This window comes from Providencia sp. PROV032 (genome assembly GCF_028484875.1).
Classification (GTDB): domain Bacteria; phylum Pseudomonadota; class Gammaproteobacteria; order Enterobacterales; family Enterobacteriaceae; genus Providencia; species Providencia rettgeri_E.
Map to the genome: position 1 here is coordinate 22,022 of NZ_JAMPSX010000029.1, position 21,678 is coordinate 43,699.

Consider the following 21,678-nt stretch of genomic DNA (forward strand, 5'->3'; position numbering starts at 1 on the left):
TAAGGTTTATTAACCTTATAAAAAGCCGTAACAAAATTATGATGTTACGGCTTTTTACTATATTACTGACTTCGAAGGTTTGGAAAATTAACATTGTGCCTGTGCTGCCAAAATAGATAAAAATAGGGCTGCAGGGGGATAAGTGATTGAGGGAAATTATGGATACTCGTTCTTCTACACGTTTAAACAAATATATTAGTGAAAGTGGTATTTGCTCAAGACGTGAAGCTGACCGTTATATTGAGCAAGGTAATGTATTTATTAATGGTAAGCGTGCAGGAATTGGCGACCAAGTTTTTTCGGGTGACGTAGTAAAAGTTAATGGGCAATTAATTGAGCCGCGTAATGAAGAAGATTTAGTGTTAATCGCACTCAATAAGCCTGTCGGTATTGTCAGTACGACGGAGAGTGGCGAAAAAGATAATATTGTTGATTATGTTAATCACAGCACCCGAATTTTCCCAATTGGCCGCTTAGATAAAGACTCTCAAGGGTTAATTTTTCTCACTAACCATGGGGATTTGGTGAATAAAATTTTACGGGCTGGAAACTCTCATGAGAAAGAGTATTTAGTTACCGTCAATAAACCCATTACAGATGATTTTATCCGTGGCATGGGGGCTGGTGTCCCGATCCTCGGTACAATGACTAAAAAATGTAAGGTTAAGAAAGAAGCGCCTTTTGTTTTTAGAATTACGCTTGTGCAAGGGTTAAACCGTCAAATTCGTCGTATGTGTGAGCATTTTGGTTTTGACGTCACTAAACTTGAACGTGTTCGTATCATGAATGTCAGGTTGACTGGTATTCCTGTCGGTGAGTGGCGAGATTTAACGGATGACGAACTGATTGAATTATTTGATATGATGGAAAAATCTGAGTCAGACGTGAAATTGAAAAAGCCAAAGAAATCCACTTCTGCGACTAAAGGGAATACAAAGCAAGCATCGCCAAGTAAACCAAAAGCAAAAACAGAAAACCCGACACGTAAAAAATTTACACAACCAGGTAGAAAAAAGAAAAAACGTTGACGTGCAGGTTTGGTTAATAAGGCTGATTGAAAGAGTTAGCGAATGCTCTTTAATATCGGCCTTTAGTTTTTCAGAAAATGGATCTTAAATAGTTTAATGTTGTCTAGTGATATTGATTACTACAGATTAACTTTCAACCCAACATCTAGCCAACTCTGTTGTGTTTTTTGTGCGATATTATCATCAAACAATTTCTTAGCTGCACGGATCGTCGCATCTGCAAATTCGATGAAGGTCGCCTTCGAGGTTACGCGTTTGTCAGATACGGCCTCAAGCCAAATTCTACCCGCAATATCCCATGTATAGCCGCCAAGGCTTTTGGCTAATAGGTAAAAGGCTTTATTTGGAATGCCTGAATTAATATGTACGCCACCATTATCAATAAAAATAGGTAAATCTTGATATTGAGCCATATGGCCAACTTGTGGATCTCTAATGTCATCAGAAAGATAATAAGCGTCGCCTGGATTTATCATCGAACGCAGTGCAGGCGCATTTATTTGGTCAATAAATAAATTTTCACCAAGCAACCAGCTGGATGTATCCGCGGTTTCATTGTTCAAATATTGCTTCACCATAATCCCAAGTACGTCCGCGACGGACTCATTCAGTGCTCCAGACTGGAAAGAGTATCTAAAATCAGCTTTTGAACTAATAAAACCATGAGCAAGTTCGTGAGCGATTATATCAATGTCGTTATAGAATGGACCAAAAACGATTCCATCCCCGTCACCAAAGAAAATAGCTTGAGAATTCCAAAATGCGTTAGCATAGTTTGTTCCATAATGAATAACCGCATTAATATCAGCAGAACAGCCAAAAATTTGATCAATATTTAATTTTTCCTTAAAAAAGGTGCGAATAACGCCAATTGAATTAAATACTTGCCCCGCGGGTCTTGAGGGTGCTTGAGTGTCGTCTTCGCACATAATGACAGCATAATCATCATGTGGCATATGACTATCAGGAGAAAGCCCTGAACGTTCACAGATTGGTAGGTCGGAATGCCAGTGGTGCTTATATGGAACGGGGACTTGAGCGTCACGAATAAAGCGGTTATAACGCTTTCCTGTTGTATCTATAGGACAAGATGAAAGATTATTGCGATGAAGTAATGCATCTTCATGTGAGTAGGTTCGGCTCATAATATCATTGATATGTGTGAGCGTTGATTTTAAGTCATTATGACCTGCTTTAGTTACTAAGTTGGCCAATAAACAAGGTGAGAGTAACGAACGGCCTAAAAATTGATTCATATTATAACTCCATTCAGTTGGGTGAAATGGAATCATAATTCGTCGTGATGATTTTGTAACTACCTGATATATAAGCTTTAAAATTACTTATTGCTATTTTATGATAGAAAGGTAGAACTGTTATCTTTCTACCTTAATTTATAAACCAGTGTCATTAATTATGGCGAAACCCACTCTTTATTTAGGATTAAAAATTCAGTATAGAGAGCGGCTTCTTTGCTATTCGGTTCTGGGTGATAGTCATATTCCCAACGAACAAGCGGTGGCATTGACATTAAGATGGATTCTGTTCGGCCTCCACTTTGTAAGCCAAATAATGTACCTCTGTCCCACACTAAGTTGAATTCTACGTAACGGCCACGGCGATATAATTGAAATTGGCGTTCTCGTTCACCCCATGAATACTCTCGGCGTTTTTCAACAATAGGCACATAGGCATCTAAAAAGCCATTGCCAACTGCTTGAGTGAAGTCAAAACAAGATTCAAACCCACCTTGGTTAAGGTCATCATAAAATAGGCCGCCAACACCACGAGGTTCATTTCTATGTTTCAGGAAGAAATATTCATCACACCAATTTTTATATTTAGGATAAACATCATGCCCATAAGGACGACATAAATCACGAGCAACGGTGTGCCAGTGGATGACATCGTCATGAAAACCATAGAAAGGAGTGAGATCAAAGCCGCCACCAAACCACCAAACGGGCTCACAACCTTCTTTTTCCGCAATAAAGAAACGGACATTAGCGTGGGTTGTTGGAATATAAGGATTCAGCGGGTGAATAACGAGAGAGACGCCCATTGCTTGGTAGCTGCGACCTGCAAGTTCAGGGCGATGTGCAGAAGCCGATGCAGGTAATTTTTCTCCTTTAATATGCGAGAAATTCACCCCAGCTTGTTCAAATAGTGCCCCTTTAGTTAGTACCCGGCTGCGACCTCCACCACCTTCAGAGCGTTCCCATGTTTGTTCTAGAAAAGTTTCTTTACCATCTAGCTCAGTGATTTTTTGGCAAATCGTCTCTTGCAAGCTTTGCAAATAGCTTTTTACGCGATCAATATCTGGGTAATTCATTGTTTTATAATAAAACCATAGGTAAAAAATAATGGTTAAAGTATACCCTTTTGTACGAAGAAAGGCATATTGAATATTGATTGTGTCGTAAAAGCAGAGATAATGGCAGAAAGATTAGGTTAAGCAGGCAAATAATATGGAAATACGAGTCTTTCGGCAAAGTGATTATGAAGATGTCCTGACACTCTGGGAGCGCTGTTCTCTCAATGAATTTTCAGGGGATCCTGAGCTCGATATCGAACGCAAATTACAGTGTGGGGCAGACTTATTTTTAGTGGCTGAAGTTGCCGGTGAAGTCGTTGGCACCATTATGGGGGGATATGATGGCATTCGCGGCACCGCTGTTTACCTTGCCGTTCATCCTGAATACCGTGGACGGGGTATCGCTAACGCACTAGTGAGCCGACTAGAAAAGAAACTGATCGCCAGAGGTTGCGGAAGAATAGAGCTATTAGTGAGTGAAGAGTCGGATGCGGCTATCTGTATGTTTGAAAAAATGTTGTATGAAGAAGAACAACCTGAACGTTTAATTTATTCGAAAAAATTAACGCACGAAACGGATTTTTAAGTTAATTGACTATTTATTTAACTATTCATGGGAATGTTTTAATAAATAGATTGTCACAATATGCATTATGCGACTCATAAAAGAGGATGATATGTCCCAACATGCAAAGTTGAATAGTAATAATGGATTATCGCCGTTGTTTAAGGCTTCTCTACTCTGTGGAGCAGCCCTGTTATCAGGGTGTGCGGGTGTGAAGGTTTTTTCACCGTCGACTTGGTTTAGTGGCCCGCTGGTGGTTTCTGACTCAGGGCTTGGCCAAGTGACAAATTTTACACCAATGCAAGCGGATATCATTAAGAAACAACTCAATGACCGCTATACATTACGCAGCGGTATGCAAATGGAAAGTGGGGATGTGGTCACAGTTTTCCAAGGAATGGATGATAATGAAGTAAAATTAGAAATCGTTGGCCCTGAACATGGTTATGTATCACGAATTACCGTGAATGACCCAGATATTATAACTGAATGGGGGCCTACGATTGGTACTGAATTTAGCGAAATTTATCAAAAAGCATTTGGTATCTGCGGCTTAGGTGAGCGTGTAAATGACGTTCCGACAATTGAATGTAATTCACCGCAATCAAGTAAAGTGGTTTACCGGTTTACAGGTAAATGGCAAGGTCCAGAAGATCTAATGCCTTCAGATGATGACCTGAAAACATGGCAAATATCACAGATTATTTGGCATAAATAGGTTCATTTCGTTAATGATATCGCCAGGACTATTCATACTGGCGATATTTTTCCGTTAGTATTTCTTTTTCCTTGTTTTCAAAGAAATTTCCCCTTTCTTAAATTTTCTTTCTTATAATAGACCGGAAACCTATATTCCCTTGCGTTAAAACAAGGTGAACATCATGACGATAAGATAAGCTATTAAAATCGTTTATATAAGAAATAGGTTATATAACATATTCATTTTACGAGGTTTACCGTATGTCTCATTCTCAAAGTGGTATTTTGAAAGAACATAGCCGTTTTGGTATTTTTATTGAAGCGCAAGTGCAAGAGGGATCTCTGGATGAAGTTAAGTCTGGATGTAAAAGCTTTGTCGAGGCTTTAACCAAATTACAAGCGCAATATCCAGACGATCGTCTTGGTGCCGTTATCGCGTTTGGCTCTGACATCTGGAAACAGCTCGGTAAGGCAAATAGTGCCCCTGAATTGAAACCATTTCAAACTCTGGGGAAAGGGCTTGCTCCCGCCACTCAGCGGGATATGTTTATTCACATTCAATCACTGCGTCATGATATTAATTTTTCATTAGCACAGGCAGCTTTAAAAGCATTTGGTAAATCCATCTCTGTGGTTGAAGAAATTCATGGTTTTCGTTGGGTAGATGATAGGGATTTAAGCGGTTTTATTGATGGAACAGAAAATCCACAAGGTGAAGAAATCGCGGAAGTCACATTAATCGAAGATGGTGAAGATAAAGGCGGAAGCTATGTTTTAGTCCAACGCTATGAACACGATTTGAGAAAATGGGATCGTTTTTCGGAACATGAACAAGAAAAAATGATTGGCCGTACGAAAAAAGATAGCGTTGAATTAGATGAAGATGTACGTAATGTCACCTCTCATGTCTCACGCGTGGTGATAGAAGAAGAGGGCGAAGAGCTTTCAGTTATGCGTCACAGCTTGCCATATGGCACAGCAAGCGGCAAACATGGTTTATTCTTTATCGCTTATTGTGCAAGGTTACACAATATTGAACAGCAATTATTAAGCATGTTCGGTGAAAAAGACGGTAAATACGATGATTTGCTGCGTATGACGAAAGCCGTTTCGGGGAGTTATTACTATGCTCCGTCGATTGAGACATTGACGTCTCTTTAGAGTTACTCGTCATTCTTTGTGTTACAGCGTTGTTGGCTACGTAAGATTACCCTAGTCACATACTATTGTATGCTCCTAGGGCTAATCTTCCTTGCCGCCTAGCTGTAACACAAATTATGTAGAGTCACTATTTATACTAGCAATTTAAACATAATGATTTGTATTTATTCTATTATTAACCCATTGTCATTAATGCCGACTGACTTCCTAGTAATGATTTAACTTATAGAATGCCCTTCCATTGAGTAATATTCATATCACTAACTAATTAAAAAATCAGTTAATTTTCCTGCTTATGACGTTCATTTCTTTGTTATTCCAATTTGGTATATAAAAAGGTGATTGATAGCTACACAGTTATAACCAAAACATATACAGTGGTTTTAATGTTAGCCATTTAGGTTTAGTTACGAACAGGTGTGGAATGAAAAAATCATTTTTGAAAAAAACAGCACTAGCGAGTTTAGCAACGGTATCATTACTTGGGAGCTCGCCATTAGTTGCCGCTGAACTACTTAATAGCTCTTATGATATTGCCCGTGAATTATTTGTGGCGTTGAACCCTTCATTTGAAAAGCAATGGAATGAGGCTCACCCTGACGACAAACTCACGATTAAGCAATCACACGCAGGTTCATCTAAGCAGGCCTTGGCTATTCTACAAGGTTTGAAAGCAGATGTCGTGACCTACAACCAAGTCACTGACGTGCAAATTTTGCATGAGAAAGGGAATCTGATCCCAGCAGACTGGCAAGCGCGCTTACCAAATAACAGCTCGCCTTACTATTCAACGATGGCATTTTTAGTTCGTAAAGGAAACCCTAAAGGAATTAAAACGTGGGATGATTTAGTCCGTGAAGATGTCAAATTAATCTTCCCAAATCCAAAAACATCAGGAAATGGCCGTTATACCTACCTTGCGGCATGGGGCGCTTTTAATCAGGAAAATAAAGATGATAAAGCAAAAACCCGTGAGCAAATGAAACAGTTTTTGAAAAATGTAGAAGTATTCGATACCGGTGGGCGTGGCGCGACGACGTCATTTATTGAGCGAGGGCTCGGTGACGTCCTCATTAGTTTTGAATCAGAGGTGAATAATATTCGCTCTCAGTACGGTGAGTCAGACTACGAAGTTATTGTGCCACCTGTGGATATCTTAGCGGAGTTTCCTGTCGCTTGGGTCGACAAAAATGTACAGAAAAATGGGACTGAAGACGTTGCTAAAGCTTACTTAAATTATCTCTATAGCCCACAGGCTCAAGAAATCATCACTCAGTACAATTATCGAGTGAATGACAAAGCTGTGATGAATGCAAATAAGGCTAAATTTCCTGAAACTCAGCTCTTTACCGTTGAATCACAATTCGAGAGCTGGCCAAAAGTGATGGAGGTTCATTTTGCGACGGGTGGAGAGTTTGACCAATTAATGGCTGAAGGGCGCCGTTAATGGATCGTTCAGGAAAGCGCTTTTTGCCGGGATTCGGACTAACGCTAGGTAGCAGCCTGTTTTATACCTGCTTGATATTGCTATTACCCATGAGCGCATTGGTAATTCAATTATCAGAAATGACATGGCAGCAATATTGGGCGGTCATTAGTTACCCGCAAGTGGTTGCCGCGTATAAAGTGACGCTATTGTCAGCGCTAGTCGCAAGCTTGTTTAATGCGGTGTTTGGCATGCTATTAGCGTGGGTCCTAACGCGTTATCGTTTTCCTGGGCGTTTGTTCTTAGATGGTTTAGTGGATTTACCTTTTGCCTTACCTACCGCTGTCGCGGGGCTGACATTGGCAACCCTGTTTGCAACCTCGGGCTGGTATGGGCAATATCTTCAGCAGTTTGATATTAAAGTCGTGAATACTTGGCTGGGAATTGCGGTTGCGATGGCGTTTACCAGTATTCCGTTTGTTGTACGCACGGTTCAGCCAGTACTGGAAGAGCTCGGACCTGAGTACGAAGAGGCGGCTCAAACCCTGGGGGCTAACCGTTGGCAGACTTTCCGCCGTGTTATATTGCCGGAAGTTTCGCCGGCACTATTAGCCGGGACGGTTTTATCCTTTACACGTAGTTTAGGTGAGTTCGGTGCCATTATCTTTATTGCAGGTAATATTGCATGGCAAACCGAGGTGGTCTCATTAATGATTTTTAGTCAGCTACAGCAATTTGATTATCCGGCAGCCAGTGCTGTCGCCTCAGTTATTTTAGCGGTTTCATTGTTACTCTTATTTAGTGTCAATTTAGTACAAAGCCGCTTTGGTAAACGGTTAGGGGGCAAGTAATGGCGCAAATTACACCAATTCATACCGCTAGCCGTACTCAAATTAACTGGGGAAAATGGCTACTTATTGCAATAGGTTTATTATTTTCATTTTTACTGTTAGTCATTCCAATTATTTGGATATTTATTACGGCTTTTCAAAAAGGGTTAGATGCCGTTTTACTGAATTTGGCAGACCCTGATATGTTACATGCCATTGGTTTAACAGTATTAATTGCTTTAATTACCGTTCCTGTAAATTTAGTGTTTGGCACCATGATGGCGTGGTTAGTGACGCGATTTCAGTTTCCCGGTCGCCAGTTATTATTAACCTTGGTTGATATCCCGTTTGCGGTTTCGCCTGTTGTCGCGGGTTTGCTGTACTTACTTTTTTATGGCTCAAACAGTTGGTTTGGTGGATGGCTTGAAGGTTTTGACATCCAACTGATGTTTTCATGGCCAGGTATGGCATTGGTGACTATTTTTGTGACTTGCCCATTTGTTGTACGTGAACTGGTGCCTTTGATGCTAAGCCAAGGTAGCCAAGAAGATGAAGCGGCAGTGTTACTGGGAGCCTCAGGGTGGAAGATGTTTTGGCGTGTGACCTTACCGAATATCCGCTGGGCGCTCTTGTATGGGGTCGTTTTAACTAACGCCCGGGCGATTGGTGAATTTGGTGCGGTCTCAGTGGTTTCCGGGGCTATTCGTGGAGAAACATACACCTTACCGTTGCAGGTTGAATTATTGCATCAAGATTATAATACGGTAGGGGCGTTTACGGCTGCGGGGATCCTAGCTGTCATGGCCATTATCACCTTAATTCTTAAAAGTGCATTGCAGTGGCATTTAAGTCGCCAGCAATCTGAATCAGGAGTCCATTAATCATGAGTATTGAAATTGAAAAAATCGGTAAGTTCTTTGGTAAAACCCAAGTACTCAACGATATTTCACTGGATATTGCATCGGGTGAAATGGTTGCCCTATTAGGGCCTTCTGGTTCAGGAAAAACAACCTTATTGCGTATTATTGCAGGGCTTGAACAGCAAAGTCAGGGGTTATTGCGTTTTCATGGTCAGGATGTCAGTAAAATCCACGCCAAAGATAGGCATGTTGGTTTTGTATTTCAACATTATGCGCTATTTCGCCACATGACAGTATTTGATAATGTGGCATTTGGTTTAACTGTTTTACCTAGAAAACAGCGGCCATCAGCTCAGGTTATTAAAGATAAAGTAACCAAATTGCTAGAAATGGTTCAACTTGGCCATTTGGCTTCACGTTACCCCGCACAGCTATCAGGGGGACAAAAACAGCGAGTGGCATTAGCAAGGGCTCTCGCGGTTGATCCGCAAATTTTATTATTGGATGAGCCTTTTGGTGCGCTCGATGCACAAGTGCGTATTGAGTTACGCCGTTGGCTACGCCAATTACATGACGAGTTAAAATTTACCAGTGTTTTTGTCACCCACGACCAAGAAGAAGCCATGGAAGTGGCAGACAGAGTGGTGGTGATGAGCCAAGGTCATATTGAACAAGTAGGGACGCCGAGCGATATTTGGCAGCGCCCAGAAACACGTTTTGTCCTTGAATTTATGGGGGAAATTAACCAGATTTCTGCCCATATCAAAGGTTCCACATTAAATATCGATGGGTATGAGTTCCCACTAAAGCATACAGGTGCTCAGCAAGGTGAAGTCGATGTATTTTTACGGCCTTGGGATATTTCATTACAAGCGGAAGTGGATGAGCAGCACCGCTTACCCGTTAGGGTTACCGAATCGGGGCCAAGAGGGCATTTTTGGCAATTAACTGTTCAGCCTTTAGGCTGGGGTAAAGAACCGTTGTCAGTGATTTGGCAGTCTGCTAAAACGATACCCACTCGAGGTGAATGTTACTTTTTAGGCAGCCAACAGGCAAAGATTTATCAAGGGGATCAGGAATTAATTTTTCCACCATTAGCTAAAAGCGCATGAATATAAAATTCAATAATTTATAATACTGATAAATATATTGTTGGTGTTATATTTTCTATTATTCCCGCCATATATTACCAATGGTTAGGCTTTATATATGTAGATATTTAGCCTAATTTCCTTTGCGTCTTAATTTTCTGTAACTAATTGATATTGCGGCATTAATCATTGTATTTTTATGTGAAATATTGCTGGCAATTCTATAAACTTATTGTAATATAATATATCAATTAGCTATATCAGAAATGCTTATTAAGATAACCTATTTTTCTAATATTAATGTGAAGAGATTTCAACTTTCACGTATCAATATTGGGGTAATATCTTATCTCTATTGTTTCTTATTTATATATAAAAATTATAAGGATGGTAAAGTGTCGGCTCTGGAACAGTTTATCGGTAATACCCCATTAGTAAAACTTCAGCGCTTAACACAAGGGATTGACGCTGAAATTTGGGTGAAACTTGAAGGCAATAACCCCGCGGGTTCAGTAAAAGATCGCGCGGCATTCTCAATGATTAATGAAGCGCAATTACGGGGTGAAATTAAACCAGGTGATACGCTAATTGAAGCAACGAGTGGAAATACAGGTATCGCACTTGCGATGATTGCCGCAGTAAAAGGCTACAAACTGAAATTACTCATGCCAGATAACATGAGTAAAGAGCGGCAAGCTTCAATGCAAGCCTATGGCGCAGAACTCATCTTAGTGAGTACGGCTGTGGGTATGGAAGGTGCCCGCGATTTGGCTAAGGAAATGGAACAAAGAGGCGAAGGGAAAGTTTTAGACCAATTTAATAACCCTGATAACCCGTTGGCCCATTTTAAAACCACAGGCCCTGAAATATGGCAGCAAACTAACGGAAGCATTACCCATTTTGTATCCAGTATGGGAACTACAGGAACAATTACAGGGGTAAGCCGTTATTTAAAATCCCAATCTTCAGATGTACATATTGTAGGTTTGCAGCCTGCGGAAAAGAGTCAGATCCCCGGTATTCGCCGTTGGTCCCCTGGTTATTTGCCCGGTATCTTCGATGACTCATTAGTCGACAGTGTACTGGATATAAACCAGCAAGAAGCTGAAGAGACTATGAGAGCTTTAGCTAAAGTTGAAGGTATCTTTTGTGGAGTGAGCTCGGGAGGGGCGGTTGCCGGTGCGTTAAAAGTGGCGAAGGCTAACCCTGGAGCGGTTATCGTGGCCGTTATTTGCGACCGAGGAGACCGTTATTTATCAACGGGTGTATTTAATGAGTAAGACCATTGAATTCAGCTGTTTTCAATAAAGAGCTCAGAAATGAAAAACCATCAGGCAAGGCCTGATGGTTTAAACTAAATATTGGCTGTTGAGTTATTTCTTAATACGCATGACAACAGTTTCACCGACAGTCACTGAGCCAGTCAGTTTGTTGAGTTCTTTGATTTCGTCCATATTAGAAATGACAACAGGCGTTAGAACTGATTTTGCTTTCTCTTCTAACAGTGCTAAATCAAATTCAATGATTAAATCACCTTTTTTCACCGTTTGACCTTCTTCAGCGATACGTTTAAAACCCTCACCTTTAAGCTCAACGGTATCAATACCGAAGTGAACGAATAGTTCTATGCCATCATCTGACTCAATAGAAAATGCATGGTTAGTTTCAAAAATTTTACCAATTGTGCCGTCTACAGGAGCAACGATTTTGTTACCTGCGGGTTTAATCGCAATACCGTCACCCACAATTTTTTCTGCGAACACAACGTCTGGAACATCTTCAATATTGACAATTTCACCCGATAAAGGTGCGATAATTTCAATACTGCCACTGCTACTTTTGTCTTCCGAAACGAGTGATTTCAGTTTATCAAACAGACCCATGGACCTTCTCCTAATCGTTTTATATGGGACCGAACTAATGTGCTGTTCTTAGCATAACGTTTTTTCTTGGATAAAGGTATCTACAAGTTTCATCAATTCATCCGCTGTTGGTTGAGCAAGTGCTTGTTCAGCCAAAGCTTGAGTATCAGTAAAGCTCGCATTGCGAATTAACTTTTTGATACGTGGAATTGAAATTGCGCTCATACTAAATTCATCCAGACCCATGCCAAGTAGCAATAAGGTTGCACGCTCATCTCCAGCTAACTCCCCACACATCCCAGTCCATTTACCTTCAGCGTGTGATGCATCGATCACTTGCTTAATTAAGTTTAGGACAGCGGGTGACATCGGGTTGTAAAGATGAGAAATCAGTTCATTACCACGGTCGACCGCTAAAGTGTATTGAGTGAGATCGTTCGTCCCAATACTAAAGAAATCAACTTCTTTTGCCAAATGGCGAGCAATAACCGCAGCGGCTGGGGTTTCAACCATCACACCGACTTCAATTGACTCGTCAAATGCCTTACCTTCTTCACGTAACTGCGCTTTTAGTATTTCTAGCTCTGATTTTAGTTCACGAACTTCTTCAACGGAAATAACCATTGGGAACATAATACGCAGTTTACCAAATTTAGAGGCTCTTAAAATAGCCCTTAATTGTGAGTGTAAGATTTCTTTGCGATCAAGACAAATACGAATTGCACGCCAGCCGAGGAATGGGTTCTCTTCTTTCGGTAAATTCATGTATGGCAGGTCTTTATCACCGCCGATATCCATAGTGCGGACAATAACGGCTTGGCTGCCCATTGCTTCTGCAACGGCTTTATAAGCTTGGAACTGTTCTTCTTCGGTAGGAAGAGAGTCTCTATCCATGAATAAAAACTCAGTTCGATAGAGGCCAACACCTTCTGCGCCATTGCGCTCTGCACCAGCGACATCACGGACGGTACCAATGTTGGCACAAACTTCAACTTGATGACCATCAAGGGTGATAGCTGGCAAATCTTTTAATTTTGCGAGCTCTTCTTTTTCTTGAAGATATTCATCACGGAAGGCTTTCAGTTTGTCAATTTCGGTTTCAGATGGGTTCAAGTGGATAGTGTTGTTAACACCGTCTAATACAATAAAATCGCCATTTTTAATTTTGCTGGTGGCATCACTCGTACCGACAATGGCTGGCAATTCAAGGGAACGCGCCATAATTGAGGTATGTGATGTACGGCCACCTAAATCAGTAATAAACCCTAATACTTTATCTAAATTCAGCTGTGCGGTTTCTGAAGGGGTTAAATCAGCTGCGACTAAAATAACTTCTTCGCTGATTGCACTTAAATCAACGATAGGAATATTTAAGATATTTTTTAATAAACGCTTACCGATATCACGCACATCAGCGGCACGTTCTTTAAGGTATTCATCATCAAGGGATTCAAGTGCTTGGGCTTGATCTTCAATAACAGAGTATGCAGCTGCATCCGCCGTTTTTTTGTCGCCTTTGATTAAAGTGACAATTTCTTGCTCTAGTTCTTCATCTTCCAGCAGCATTATATGACCTTCAAAAATCTCAGCTTTTTCAGCTCCAAGATTTTTTTCGGCTTTTTCTTTAATCAAATTGAGTTGTTCGGCTGACTTGTTTCGCCCCTCAATAAAGCGAGCGATTTCTTTATCAACCTGATCGTCAGCAATTTTCTTTGTGCTAACAACGATAGGATCTTCTTTGAGGATTAAAGCTTGACCAAAAGCAAAACCCGGGGATACTAAAATTCCTGAAATCATAATATTACCTTACTGCTGCTAGTGCTGGGAGTTCTGATGTTGCAGAGACGACAATGAATATAGCCGATTATACAAATGTCCCCGAATGACATCACTCAGGGACATTGAATGAAATCAGTAAATGCTATTTTCGTGCGAAATTATTCTAATTCGCCCATCAGTTTAACTAAATGCTCAACGGCTTCTTTTTCGTCTTCGCCTTCAGCAGAAATTGTCACAACTGTGCCTTGCGTTAGGCCTAAGGTTTGTAATTTAAACAAACTTTTTGCGCTAGCGGATTTGCCGCCAGAAATTAAAGAAATGTCAGAAGAGAATGCTTTTGCTTCTTTTACAAATTGAGCTGCAGGACGAGTATGTAGACCATTTGGTGCCGTAATAGTAACTTCTTGCTGAAACATAGTATTTCCTCAATAACTTTCGTTTTTTTAATTACCCAGCCAATTGTAGATGAAATAGACTAGGTTTGCGTATAAGTTAGATTATTAACTTGAAAAAAGGTTTCCTACTTTGTGCGGTATCAACCCTTTTTCTATTTTTCTTGCTATCTCGCTACCTTTTCTCATTGATACATTATTTTAGTTGCCCTTGAGGTTGGCTAAAAAGTGATTAATTTCGAGGTGCAAAATAATTACTATGTTTAATACTAAACCCCGAATTATAAATCATCTCCATCCGTGCTAAAGTTTGATCCATACCACAAAAAAAGCACCATTTAGGTGCTTTTTTAACGATATTGTAACGAAATTATGTTACTCAGCGGAGATGTCAGCAAATAGGGCTGTAGACAAATAACGCTCACCCGAAGAAGGTAAAATAACGACGATATTTTTACCTTTATAGGCAGGGTCTACGGCAATTTGAGTGGCAGCAGCAATAGCAGCGCCTGATGAAATACCCGCTAGGATGCCTTCTTTTTCCATCAGTTCACGAGCAGTTTTGATGGCTTCGTCATCGCTGATTTGAATGACTTTATCGAGTAATTTCAAATCTAAGTTACCTGGAATAAACCCAGCTCCGATCCCTTGGATTTTATGTGGTCCCGGTTTAATTTCTTCACCAGCTAAGGCTTGTGTGATAACGGGTGAGGTTTCTGGCTCAACAGCTACAATAGTCACATCTTTGCCTTTGGTGTTCTTCAGGTACCTTGCAATCCCTGTAATGGTTCCACCTGTACCGACACCTGCAACCACAACGTCGACATTGCCGTCAGTATCTTCCCAAATTTCAGGGCCTGTGGTTTTTTCATGAATCTCAGGGTTTGCTGGGTTGTTAAACTGTTGAAGTAATAGGTATTTTTTAGGATTGCTATTCACTATTTCTTCAGCTTTAGCTATCGCACCTTTCATGCCTTTTGCCCCTTCAGTTAAAACGAGGTTGGCACCCAATGCTTTGAGCAGTTTACGGCGTTCAATACTCATCGTTTCAGGCATGGTTAAGGTCAATTTATAACCTCTTGCCGCAGCGACATAGGCTAAAGCGATACCTGTATTACCACTGGTTGGCTCAACTAATTCTTTGTCTTTATTTAGGATACCTTTTTTCTCTGCATCCCAAATCATGTTCGCACCAATACGGCACTTAACACTGAAGCTTGGGTTGCGAGACTCCACTTTTGCTAAAATATTGCCATTACCAAAATGCTTTAATCGGACAAGCGGGGTGTGGCCAATGGTCAACGAGTTGTCATCATAAATTTTGCTCATGGGATATCCTTAAAAATCGGTTAGCCAGTAATGTAATCAGTATTGATTAAAAAATAATGAGATGGATTCAACATACGGAAAGAACAAATTAATGCAAATACGATTTGAGTATAAGCTTATAACGAAATGCTATTTTAGACCTAATAGTTCTAAGAAATTTTGCAGAAAATAGGTAAGAGAATTAAATAAAAGAAGAGCGCAGGCGGTAAACCTGCGCAATGATTTAATAGATTAGTAGCGTGCGTAGCGGTCGCGATACCGGTCAACCCACATCAATGTTGCACCACAAACTGCAACAGGCATGATCACTAGGTTGACAAAAGGCACCATCATTAACAGGCTGATAACGCCACCAAATTGAATATTTCGCATCCGTTCTTTGGCAAGCGCTTGTTTCATTTCGCTAAAACCAACACGGTGGTTATCAAACGGGTAATCACAATACTGGATTGACATCATCCAAGCACCAAATAAAAACCACAGTACCGGAGCGACGGTTTGGCCAATACCAGGTATGAAAAATAGGATCAATAACCCAATAGCGCGAGGTAAATAGTAACCGATTCGGACAAACTCGCGTTTTATCATACGAGGTACATCTTTTAATAACTCAGCAACGCCAGTATCTGGTGACGGTTTACCTGTTAGCTCCGCTTCGAGTTTTTCTGATAACCAACCGTTAAAAGGTGCAGCGATAATATTAGCAACCGTACTAAAAAAATAAGTGAATACGAGCAAAATAGAGATAACAGCGATTGGCCAAATAACATAATCGAGCCATTGTAGCCAGTCAGGAATGTAAGCCATCACTTGGTCTATCCAGCCACCAAGCTTGGTATATAACCACCAAAATGCGCCGCCTAAGAATAAAATATTGGCTAATAGGGGCAAAATAACAAAACGTTTAATACCGGGCCGAGTGATTAGTCTCCAGCCTTGTGTAAAATAATAAAAACCAGAATGGTCTTTTTGTGTCGAAAATGTCGATTGGGTCATACTTCTTGTTCTCTCCTTTTCGGTTGACCATGTATCATATAGATATGAAATTAGGCTGACTAGCCATTATTCGCTTAAAAAAGCAGCAAATGAAAGCGGAATATTCTCTTTCTTGTAAGAAAATCGTTCTGGGGGTTGCACTTAGAGCAATTGAGAAATAATCTTAAGGTAGTTTCCGCCGTGTTGGCATTATCATTCATCAACTAGAGATAGCAGCGATGCAGGATTTGCGTCTGATATTAGTGGTCGTAGGTGCGATAGCGATTGTCGCTTTATTACTGCATGGTTTATGGACCAGCCGTAAAGAGCGCTCGAAGTTATTTCGCGACAGACCCGTAAAACGTAGAAAGAACGATATGCAAGAGAACTCATCAGAATATGATAGTTCTGCATTATTTACTGAAAATCAACCTACTCAGCAGGCACCTGTTCATCCAGCTGCCACTGAGCCTGTATATCCGGTAAAAAATGAGTCTCCAGTTGAACCTAATATACAGGCACAGGCGTCGGTTGAACCTGATATTGTTATGAATAGGGAGCCAGAGGCTAAATCACCCGTACATAGCGAACCTACGCCGCATCAACGTAATGAAGCTGTTCATGTTCCTGAGCAACTCACCATTAACATGAGTGAGGAAGTAGCCGTTGAGCCTGAACTTCAAACTCAACCGGTTACCAATGCCGCTACTGAACCACATATTGATTCAACTAAATTAAGAGAAGAGCCCCAGTCGAGTACCTATGAACAAGAGACGCAGCATATTGAGAAGAAAGCTGAGCCGCAGGAAGATCCTGCTACAACAAGTAGCAAGGAGACAGTCCTGGTACTTCACGTAGCCGCTTTGCAAGGGCAGGAACTTCAAGGTGAGTTATTACTGCAAAGTATTTTACAAGCCGGTTTCCAATTCGGGGAAATGAAAATATTCCACCGCCATGTCAATCCATCGGGTACGGGACCAGTGTTGTTTAGCCTTGCTAACATGGTGAAACCGGGCTCATTCGACCCTGAGACAATGGCTGACTTTACTACGCCAGGGGTTTCCATGTTCATGATGGTACCGTCTTACGGTGATGCAGGGCAAAATTTCAAACTGATGTTACAAGCCGCTCAACGTATCGCATCAGATGCGGGAGGGGTAGTCCTTGATGACGAACGTAAAATGCTGACACCTCAAAAAATAGAGGTGTACCATGCTCGAATTAGAAATACATTAAGTTAAATAAACATTGAACAGAACCCCCATTAATTGGGGGTTTTTTATCTGTATGAGTGGATCATGACAACCAAACAAGAAATAGACGAATTAAAAAAACAGTTACGTCATCATGAATATCAATACCATGTATTAGATGCGCCTGAAATTCCAGACGTTGAATATGACAAGTTAATGCAACGTCTCAAAGAGATAGAGGCACAACATCCTGAACTTGTCACGAGTGATTCGCCGACTCAACGTGTTGGTGCCGCGCCATTAGCTGCGTTTGATACCGTACGCCATGAAATTCCTATGTTATCGCTAGATAATGTTTTTGATGAGGAAAGTTATCTTGCATTTGATAAACGGGTAAGAGACCGTTTGAAAAATCATCAAGAACTGACTTTCTGTTGTGAGCTCAAACTTGATGGGCTAGCGGTAAGTTTGTTGTATGAAAACGGTGAGTTAGTACAAGCTGCGACTCGCGGTGATGGGACTGTCGGTGAAAATATTACTGCGAATGTTCGAACCATACGCGCTATTCCATTACGTTTAACAGGTAACAATGTGCCTGATCGTGTTGAGATCCGCGGTGAAGTTTTCATGCCTCAAAAAGGGTTTGAAGCGCTGAATGAGCAAGCGCGTAAAACAGATGGTAAAGTCTTTGCGAACCCTCGTAATGCGGCTGCGGGTTCTCTACGTCAATTGGATCCACGTATTACCGCCAAAAGGCCTCTCACTTTTTATTGTTATGGTGTTGGGTTAGTAGAAGGTGGCACGTTACCAGATACACATTATGAGCGTTTGATGCAATTCAAAGCATGGGGTTTGCCGGTTAGTGATTATGTTCAATTACGTGTTGGTCATCAGGCTGTATTAGATTTCTATCGTGAAATTGAGCAAGTTCGTCCTGATCTTGGCTTTGATATCGATGGTGTGGTGATTAAAGTTAACTCGATTGCAATTCAAGAAGAGTTAGGCTTTGTTTCTCGAGCACCTCGCTGGGCGACGGCGTTTAAATTTCCTGCTCAAGAGCAAGTAACACTATTAAAAGATGTAGAATTTCAAGTTGGGCGTACCGGTGCCATCACGCCTGTGGCGCGTTTAGAACCCGTGCAAGTTGCCGGTGTAGTCGTCAGCAATGCGACGCTACACAATGCAGATGAAATTGAACGTCTTGGCGTGCATATCGGTGATACGGTCATTATTCGCCGAGCAGGGGATGTTATCCCACAAATCGTCAGTGTTGTCGTTGATAAGCGACCTGCCGATAGCCGCGAAATTGTTTTCCCAACCCATTGCCCTGTATGCGGCTCTGATATCGAACGAGTTGAAGGTGAAGCGGTAGCACGCTGTACAGGTGGGCTGATTTGTGGGGCACAACGCAAAGAAGCACTGAAGCATTTTGTCTCACGCCGCGCAATGGATGTGGATGGCATGGGCGATAAAATTATCGACCAGTTAGTTGAAAAAGAGTATGTCAAAACCCCCGCAGACCTCTATCAGTTAAGTGCTGGTATCTTAACTGGCCTCGATAGAATGGGGCCGAAGTCGGCACAGAATCTGGTTGATGCACTCAATAAGTCTAAGCAAACAACATTGGCTCGCTTTATTTATGCCCTTGGAATTCGTGAGGTTGGCGAAGCAACGGCGGCAAACTTAGCAGCGCATTACACAACACTTGAGGCGGTGATGGCGGCGGATGAAGAGTCACTAAAAACCGTTCAAGATATTGGTCATGTAGTTGCGAAACATGTGGTCAATTTTTTCCGTGAACCTCATAACCAGGCGGTGATTGAAGATTTATTGACAAAGGCTAATATTCATTGGCCTGAAGTAAAAGTGGTGAATAGTGCAGAAATCGATAGCCCATTTGCAGGTAAAACGGTGGTGTTGACTGGCTCGATGAGTGTATTAACCCGTGATGAAGCCAAAGACAAATTAGTCGCTTTGGGCGCGAAAGTCTCAGGAAGCGTCTCTAAAAAAACAGATTTAGTTATCGCAGGAGAGGCCGCAGGTTCTAAATTAGCCAAAGCAAATGAACTTGGCATACGCGTTATCGATGAAAATGAATTGATTCGTTTGCTGAATATTCAATAGTGAACTATATTCAATTTGACTTAGTTGCCTACAATCATTGTAGGCAACAATTTTATACGCAGGTTGTTGTAAGTCTTAACTTAAATTTTTAGTAAAATTTCTGTGCAAAAAAAGCGAATGGTAGGAATTGCTATCGTTGAAACGTGATCACCTTCTTCTTTTTGCAAAATACACCTAGTAAGCTTTCATATTAATGTGACTCCCGTCTCATTTAAATGTTGTCTATTACATAGAATATGCACATAGACTGATTCTTAAATTTGTTGGAGTCGCATATGACCTCGATCCTGCATTTCGTTTTATCTTTAGTTGTAATTGCAGCACTTGCCATTTTAGCCAGTAGTAACCGTAGAGGGATCCGTCCTCGCTATGTTGTTCAACTACTCGTTATTCAAATTGCATTAGCGTATTTGTTCTTAAAATCGAATATTGGCGAATCTTTTGTTCTTGGTGTGGCAGGGGTATTTACCCACTTGCTAGGCTATGCAGCAGAAGGGACTAAATTTATTTTTGGTGGCATGATTGAAGGCAACTTAGCGTTCTTCTTCTTACAAGTGTTATGCCCAATCATCTTTATTTCTGCGTTGATCGGGATCTTACAGCACGTCAAAATTCTCCCTATCGTGATCCGTATCATCGGTACCGTGTTATCGAAAGTGAATGGTATGGGTAAGTTAGAGTCTTTTAACGCAGTCAGTTCATTGTTACTGGGTCAGTCAGAAAACTTTATTGCGTATAAAGACCAACTGAACCGGATGTCAGACCGCAGAATGTACACCATGGCGGCAACTGCCATGTCAACAGTATCTATGTCTATTGTTGGGGCATACATGACCATGTTAGAGCCGCGTTTTGTGGTTGCTGCATTGGTTCTAAATATGTTTGGTACTTTCGTCGTCCTATCACTGATTAACCCGTATCCACCTGAAGGTGAAGAAGATATTCAAATGAGCAACCTGCATGAAGGACAAAGCTTCTTTGAAATGTTAGGCGAATATATTCTTGCTGGGTTTAAAGTAGCGATTATCGTTTCAGCGATGTTGATTGGTTTTATTGCCCTCATAGCGATGATTAACGGTATTTTCTCCGCGGTATTCGGTATCGACTTCCAAACCATGTTAGGTTACGTGTTCTATCCGTTTGCATGGATGCTTGGTATTCCTGCCGATGAAGCCTTACAAGTTGGCGGAATTATGGCAGTGAAAATGGTCACGAATGAATTTGTTGCGATGGACGGCTTGCAAGCGATTGCTGGTGGGTTATCTGAGCGCTCTGTTGGGATCTTATCCGTATTCTTAGTGTCTTTCGCTAACTTCTCATCTATTGGTATCATTGCGGGTGCAATTAAAGGCTTAGATGAGAAACAAGGTAATACCGTAGCTCGCTTTGGTTTGAAATTACTGTACGGTTCAACTTTAGTTAGCTTCTTATCTGCAGCGGTCGTTGGGTTGGTTTTGTAATCCACGAAAACATGCTAGATTACGAAACGGCGTTCAGATGAACGCCGTTTTTTGTGCTTGATATGAAAGAGAACTCAGAATGGAAAAACAAGATCTCATTGATATGGCCAACACGTATATGCCATTTGGTAAATATAAAGGCTGTGTATTGATTGATTTACCCGAAGAATATTTATTATGGTTTTATAAGAAAGGGGAGTTCCCTGCTGGACGTTTAGGACAGTTAATGGAAATGACACTAGGGCTTAAAATTGAGGGCCTAGAAGGGCTGGTAAAGCCATTAAAACGGGGTTAGTTGACTGGCTTGGTGTTAAGCCCTTTTTAATCTCAATCGTTCTAGCACATCATATTATCCCCAAATATTTGATCTGGACTAAAGTTCACTCTGTATGCGACTCACATATATTGTAGTAGGAAAAGCGTATCTTCAAGAGAATTTGGCTTTGTGAGGATTGCATAATATTGAGTATATATTGATTTAAAATGGAAGAGACGAGTAGTGACGTTTAGTATTTAAATGATTGGTGGAGCTAAGCGGGATCGAACCGCTGACCTCTTGCATGCCATGCAAGCGCTCTCCCAGCTGAGCT

At 41.1% G+C, this 21,678-nt stretch carries 20 protein-coding genes; 13 read left to right on the forward strand and 7 right to left on the reverse strand.

Translation table 11 applies throughout. From position 1 onward, the window contains the following. Positions 1-158: 158 nt before the first annotated feature. A complete protein-coding gene (gene rluF, locus PSF42_RS17110; RefSeq protein WP_125892147.1) occupies positions 159-1,028 on the forward strand; it encodes a 23S rRNA pseudouridine(2604) synthase RluF in 870 nt (289 codons plus the stop codon). Positions 1,029-1,147: 119 nt separating this feature from the next. Here the strand turns inward: rluF and PSF42_RS17115 are convergent, their stop codons facing one another. Next, positions 1,148-2,284 carry a M4 family metallopeptidase gene (locus PSF42_RS17115; protein ID WP_272680408.1) on the reverse strand — a complete coding sequence of 379 codons (1,137 nt, stop codon included), beginning with the start codon at positions 2,282-2,284 and terminating at the stop codon, positions 1,148-1,150. A 158-nt stretch (positions 2,285-2,442) separates the two neighbouring features. Further along, positions 2,443-3,360, reverse strand: a complete 918-nt coding sequence (gene hemF, locus PSF42_RS17120) for an oxygen-dependent coproporphyrinogen oxidase (protein ID WP_272680409.1) — start codon at positions 3,358-3,360, stop codon at positions 2,443-2,445. Positions 3,361-3,496: 136 nt separating this feature from the next. On the opposite strand from hemF, the gene PSF42_RS17125 reads away from it, so the two are divergent. The 8 genes from PSF42_RS17125 to cysM all read left to right on the forward strand — a co-directional run bounded on the left by PSF42_RS17125 (position 3,497) and on the right by cysM (position 11,254). After that, positions 3,497-3,928 carry a GNAT family acetyltransferase gene (locus tag PSF42_RS17125; protein ID WP_004264887.1) on the forward strand — a complete coding sequence of 144 codons (432 nt, stop codon included), beginning with the start codon at positions 3,497-3,499 and terminating at the stop codon, positions 3,926-3,928. A 91-nt stretch (positions 3,929-4,019) separates the two neighbouring features. Continuing rightward, complete coding sequence (locus PSF42_RS17130; RefSeq protein WP_213913183.1) at positions 4,020-4,625, forward strand: RpoE-regulated lipoprotein; 606 nt, start codon at positions 4,020-4,022, stop codon at positions 4,623-4,625. Between the two features lie 242 nt (positions 4,626-4,867). After that, the gene (locus PSF42_RS17135) at positions 4,868-5,767 is read left to right on the forward strand and encodes a Dyp-type peroxidase (protein WP_125892139.1); all 900 of its coding nucleotides are present in this window, start codon (positions 4,868-4,870) and stop codon (positions 5,765-5,767) included. A 424-nt stretch (positions 5,768-6,191) separates the two neighbouring features. Then, positions 6,192-7,214, forward strand: coding sequence for a sulfate ABC transporter substrate-binding protein (locus PSF42_RS17140; protein WP_102137561.1), 1,023 nt, complete (start codon positions 6,192-6,194; stop codon positions 7,212-7,214). Next, complete coding sequence (cysT, locus tag PSF42_RS17145) at positions 7,214-8,044, forward strand: sulfate/thiosulfate ABC transporter permease CysT (RefSeq protein ID WP_272680410.1); 831 nt, start codon at positions 7,214-7,216, stop codon at positions 8,042-8,044. The genes PSF42_RS17140 and cysT overlap by 1 nt, the downstream gene beginning before the upstream one ends. Then, positions 8,044-8,904, forward strand: a complete 861-nt coding sequence (gene cysW, locus PSF42_RS17150) for a sulfate/thiosulfate ABC transporter permease CysW (protein ID WP_272680411.1) — start codon at positions 8,044-8,046, stop codon at positions 8,902-8,904. The genes cysT and cysW overlap by 1 nt, the downstream gene beginning before the upstream one ends. Positions 8,905-8,906: 2 nt before the next feature. Further along, a complete protein-coding gene (gene cysA, locus PSF42_RS17155; protein ID WP_213913184.1) occupies positions 8,907-9,995 on the forward strand; it encodes a sulfate/thiosulfate ABC transporter ATP-binding protein CysA in 1,089 nt (362 codons plus the stop codon). A 374-nt stretch (positions 9,996-10,369) separates the two neighbouring features. Beyond that, positions 10,370-11,254 carry a cysteine synthase CysM gene (gene cysM / locus PSF42_RS17160; RefSeq protein WP_125892131.1) on the forward strand — a complete coding sequence of 295 codons (885 nt, stop codon included), beginning with the start codon at positions 10,370-10,372 and terminating at the stop codon, positions 11,252-11,254. A 93-nt stretch (positions 11,255-11,347) separates the two neighbouring features. On the opposite strand, the gene crr is transcribed toward cysM, so the two are convergent. From crr to cysZ, 5 genes are all read right to left on the reverse strand, one after another. Continuing rightward, positions 11,348-11,857 carry a PTS glucose transporter subunit IIA gene (crr, locus tag PSF42_RS17165; protein WP_125892128.1) on the reverse strand — a complete coding sequence of 170 codons (510 nt, stop codon included), beginning with the start codon at positions 11,855-11,857 and terminating at the stop codon, positions 11,348-11,350. Positions 11,858-11,905: 48 nt separating this feature from the next. Next, the gene (gene ptsI / locus PSF42_RS17170; protein WP_272680412.1) at positions 11,906-13,633 is read right to left on the reverse strand and encodes a phosphoenolpyruvate-protein phosphotransferase PtsI; all 1,728 of its coding nucleotides are present in this window, start codon (positions 13,631-13,633) and stop codon (positions 11,906-11,908) included. Positions 13,634-13,773: 140 nt separating this feature from the next. Then, the gene (gene ptsH / locus PSF42_RS17175; RefSeq protein WP_004264876.1) at positions 13,774-14,031 is read right to left on the reverse strand and encodes a phosphocarrier protein Hpr; all 258 of its coding nucleotides are present in this window, start codon (positions 14,029-14,031) and stop codon (positions 13,774-13,776) included. 351 nt (positions 14,032-14,382) lie between these two features. After that, a complete protein-coding gene (cysK, locus tag PSF42_RS17180; RefSeq protein WP_213913186.1) occupies positions 14,383-15,336 on the reverse strand; it encodes a cysteine synthase A in 954 nt (317 codons plus the stop codon). Between the two features lie 231 nt (positions 15,337-15,567). After that, the gene (gene cysZ, locus PSF42_RS17185) at positions 15,568-16,332 is read right to left on the reverse strand and encodes a sulfate transporter CysZ (RefSeq protein WP_125892122.1); all 765 of its coding nucleotides are present in this window, start codon (positions 16,330-16,332) and stop codon (positions 15,568-15,570) included. A gap of 218 nt (positions 16,333-16,550) precedes the next feature. Here cysZ and zipA point away from each other — a divergent pair, with 218 nt between their 5' ends. The 4 genes from zipA (at position 16,551) to PSF42_RS17205 (ending at position 21,383) form a co-directional block, all read left to right on the forward strand. After that, positions 16,551-17,552: a cell division protein ZipA gene (gene zipA / locus PSF42_RS17190; protein ID WP_213913187.1), complete on the forward strand. Its 1,002-nt coding sequence runs from the start codon at positions 16,551-16,553 to the stop codon at positions 17,550-17,552. A 57-nt stretch (positions 17,553-17,609) separates the two neighbouring features. Continuing rightward, positions 17,610-19,628, forward strand: a complete 2,019-nt coding sequence (gene ligA, locus PSF42_RS17195) for an NAD-dependent DNA ligase LigA (protein WP_125892118.1) — start codon at positions 17,610-17,612, stop codon at positions 19,626-19,628. Between the two features lie 275 nt (positions 19,629-19,903). Next, positions 19,904-21,088: a NupC/NupG family nucleoside CNT transporter gene (locus PSF42_RS17200; protein WP_004264869.1), complete on the forward strand. Its 1,185-nt coding sequence runs from the start codon at positions 19,904-19,906 to the stop codon at positions 21,086-21,088. A gap of 79 nt (positions 21,089-21,167) precedes the next feature. Continuing rightward, positions 21,168-21,383 (forward strand): DUF3820 family protein, encoded by a 216-nt coding sequence (locus PSF42_RS17205; protein ID WP_004912576.1) that lies wholly within the window; start codon positions 21,168-21,170, stop codon positions 21,381-21,383. The last annotated feature ends 295 nt before the right edge of the window (positions 21,384-21,678 follow it).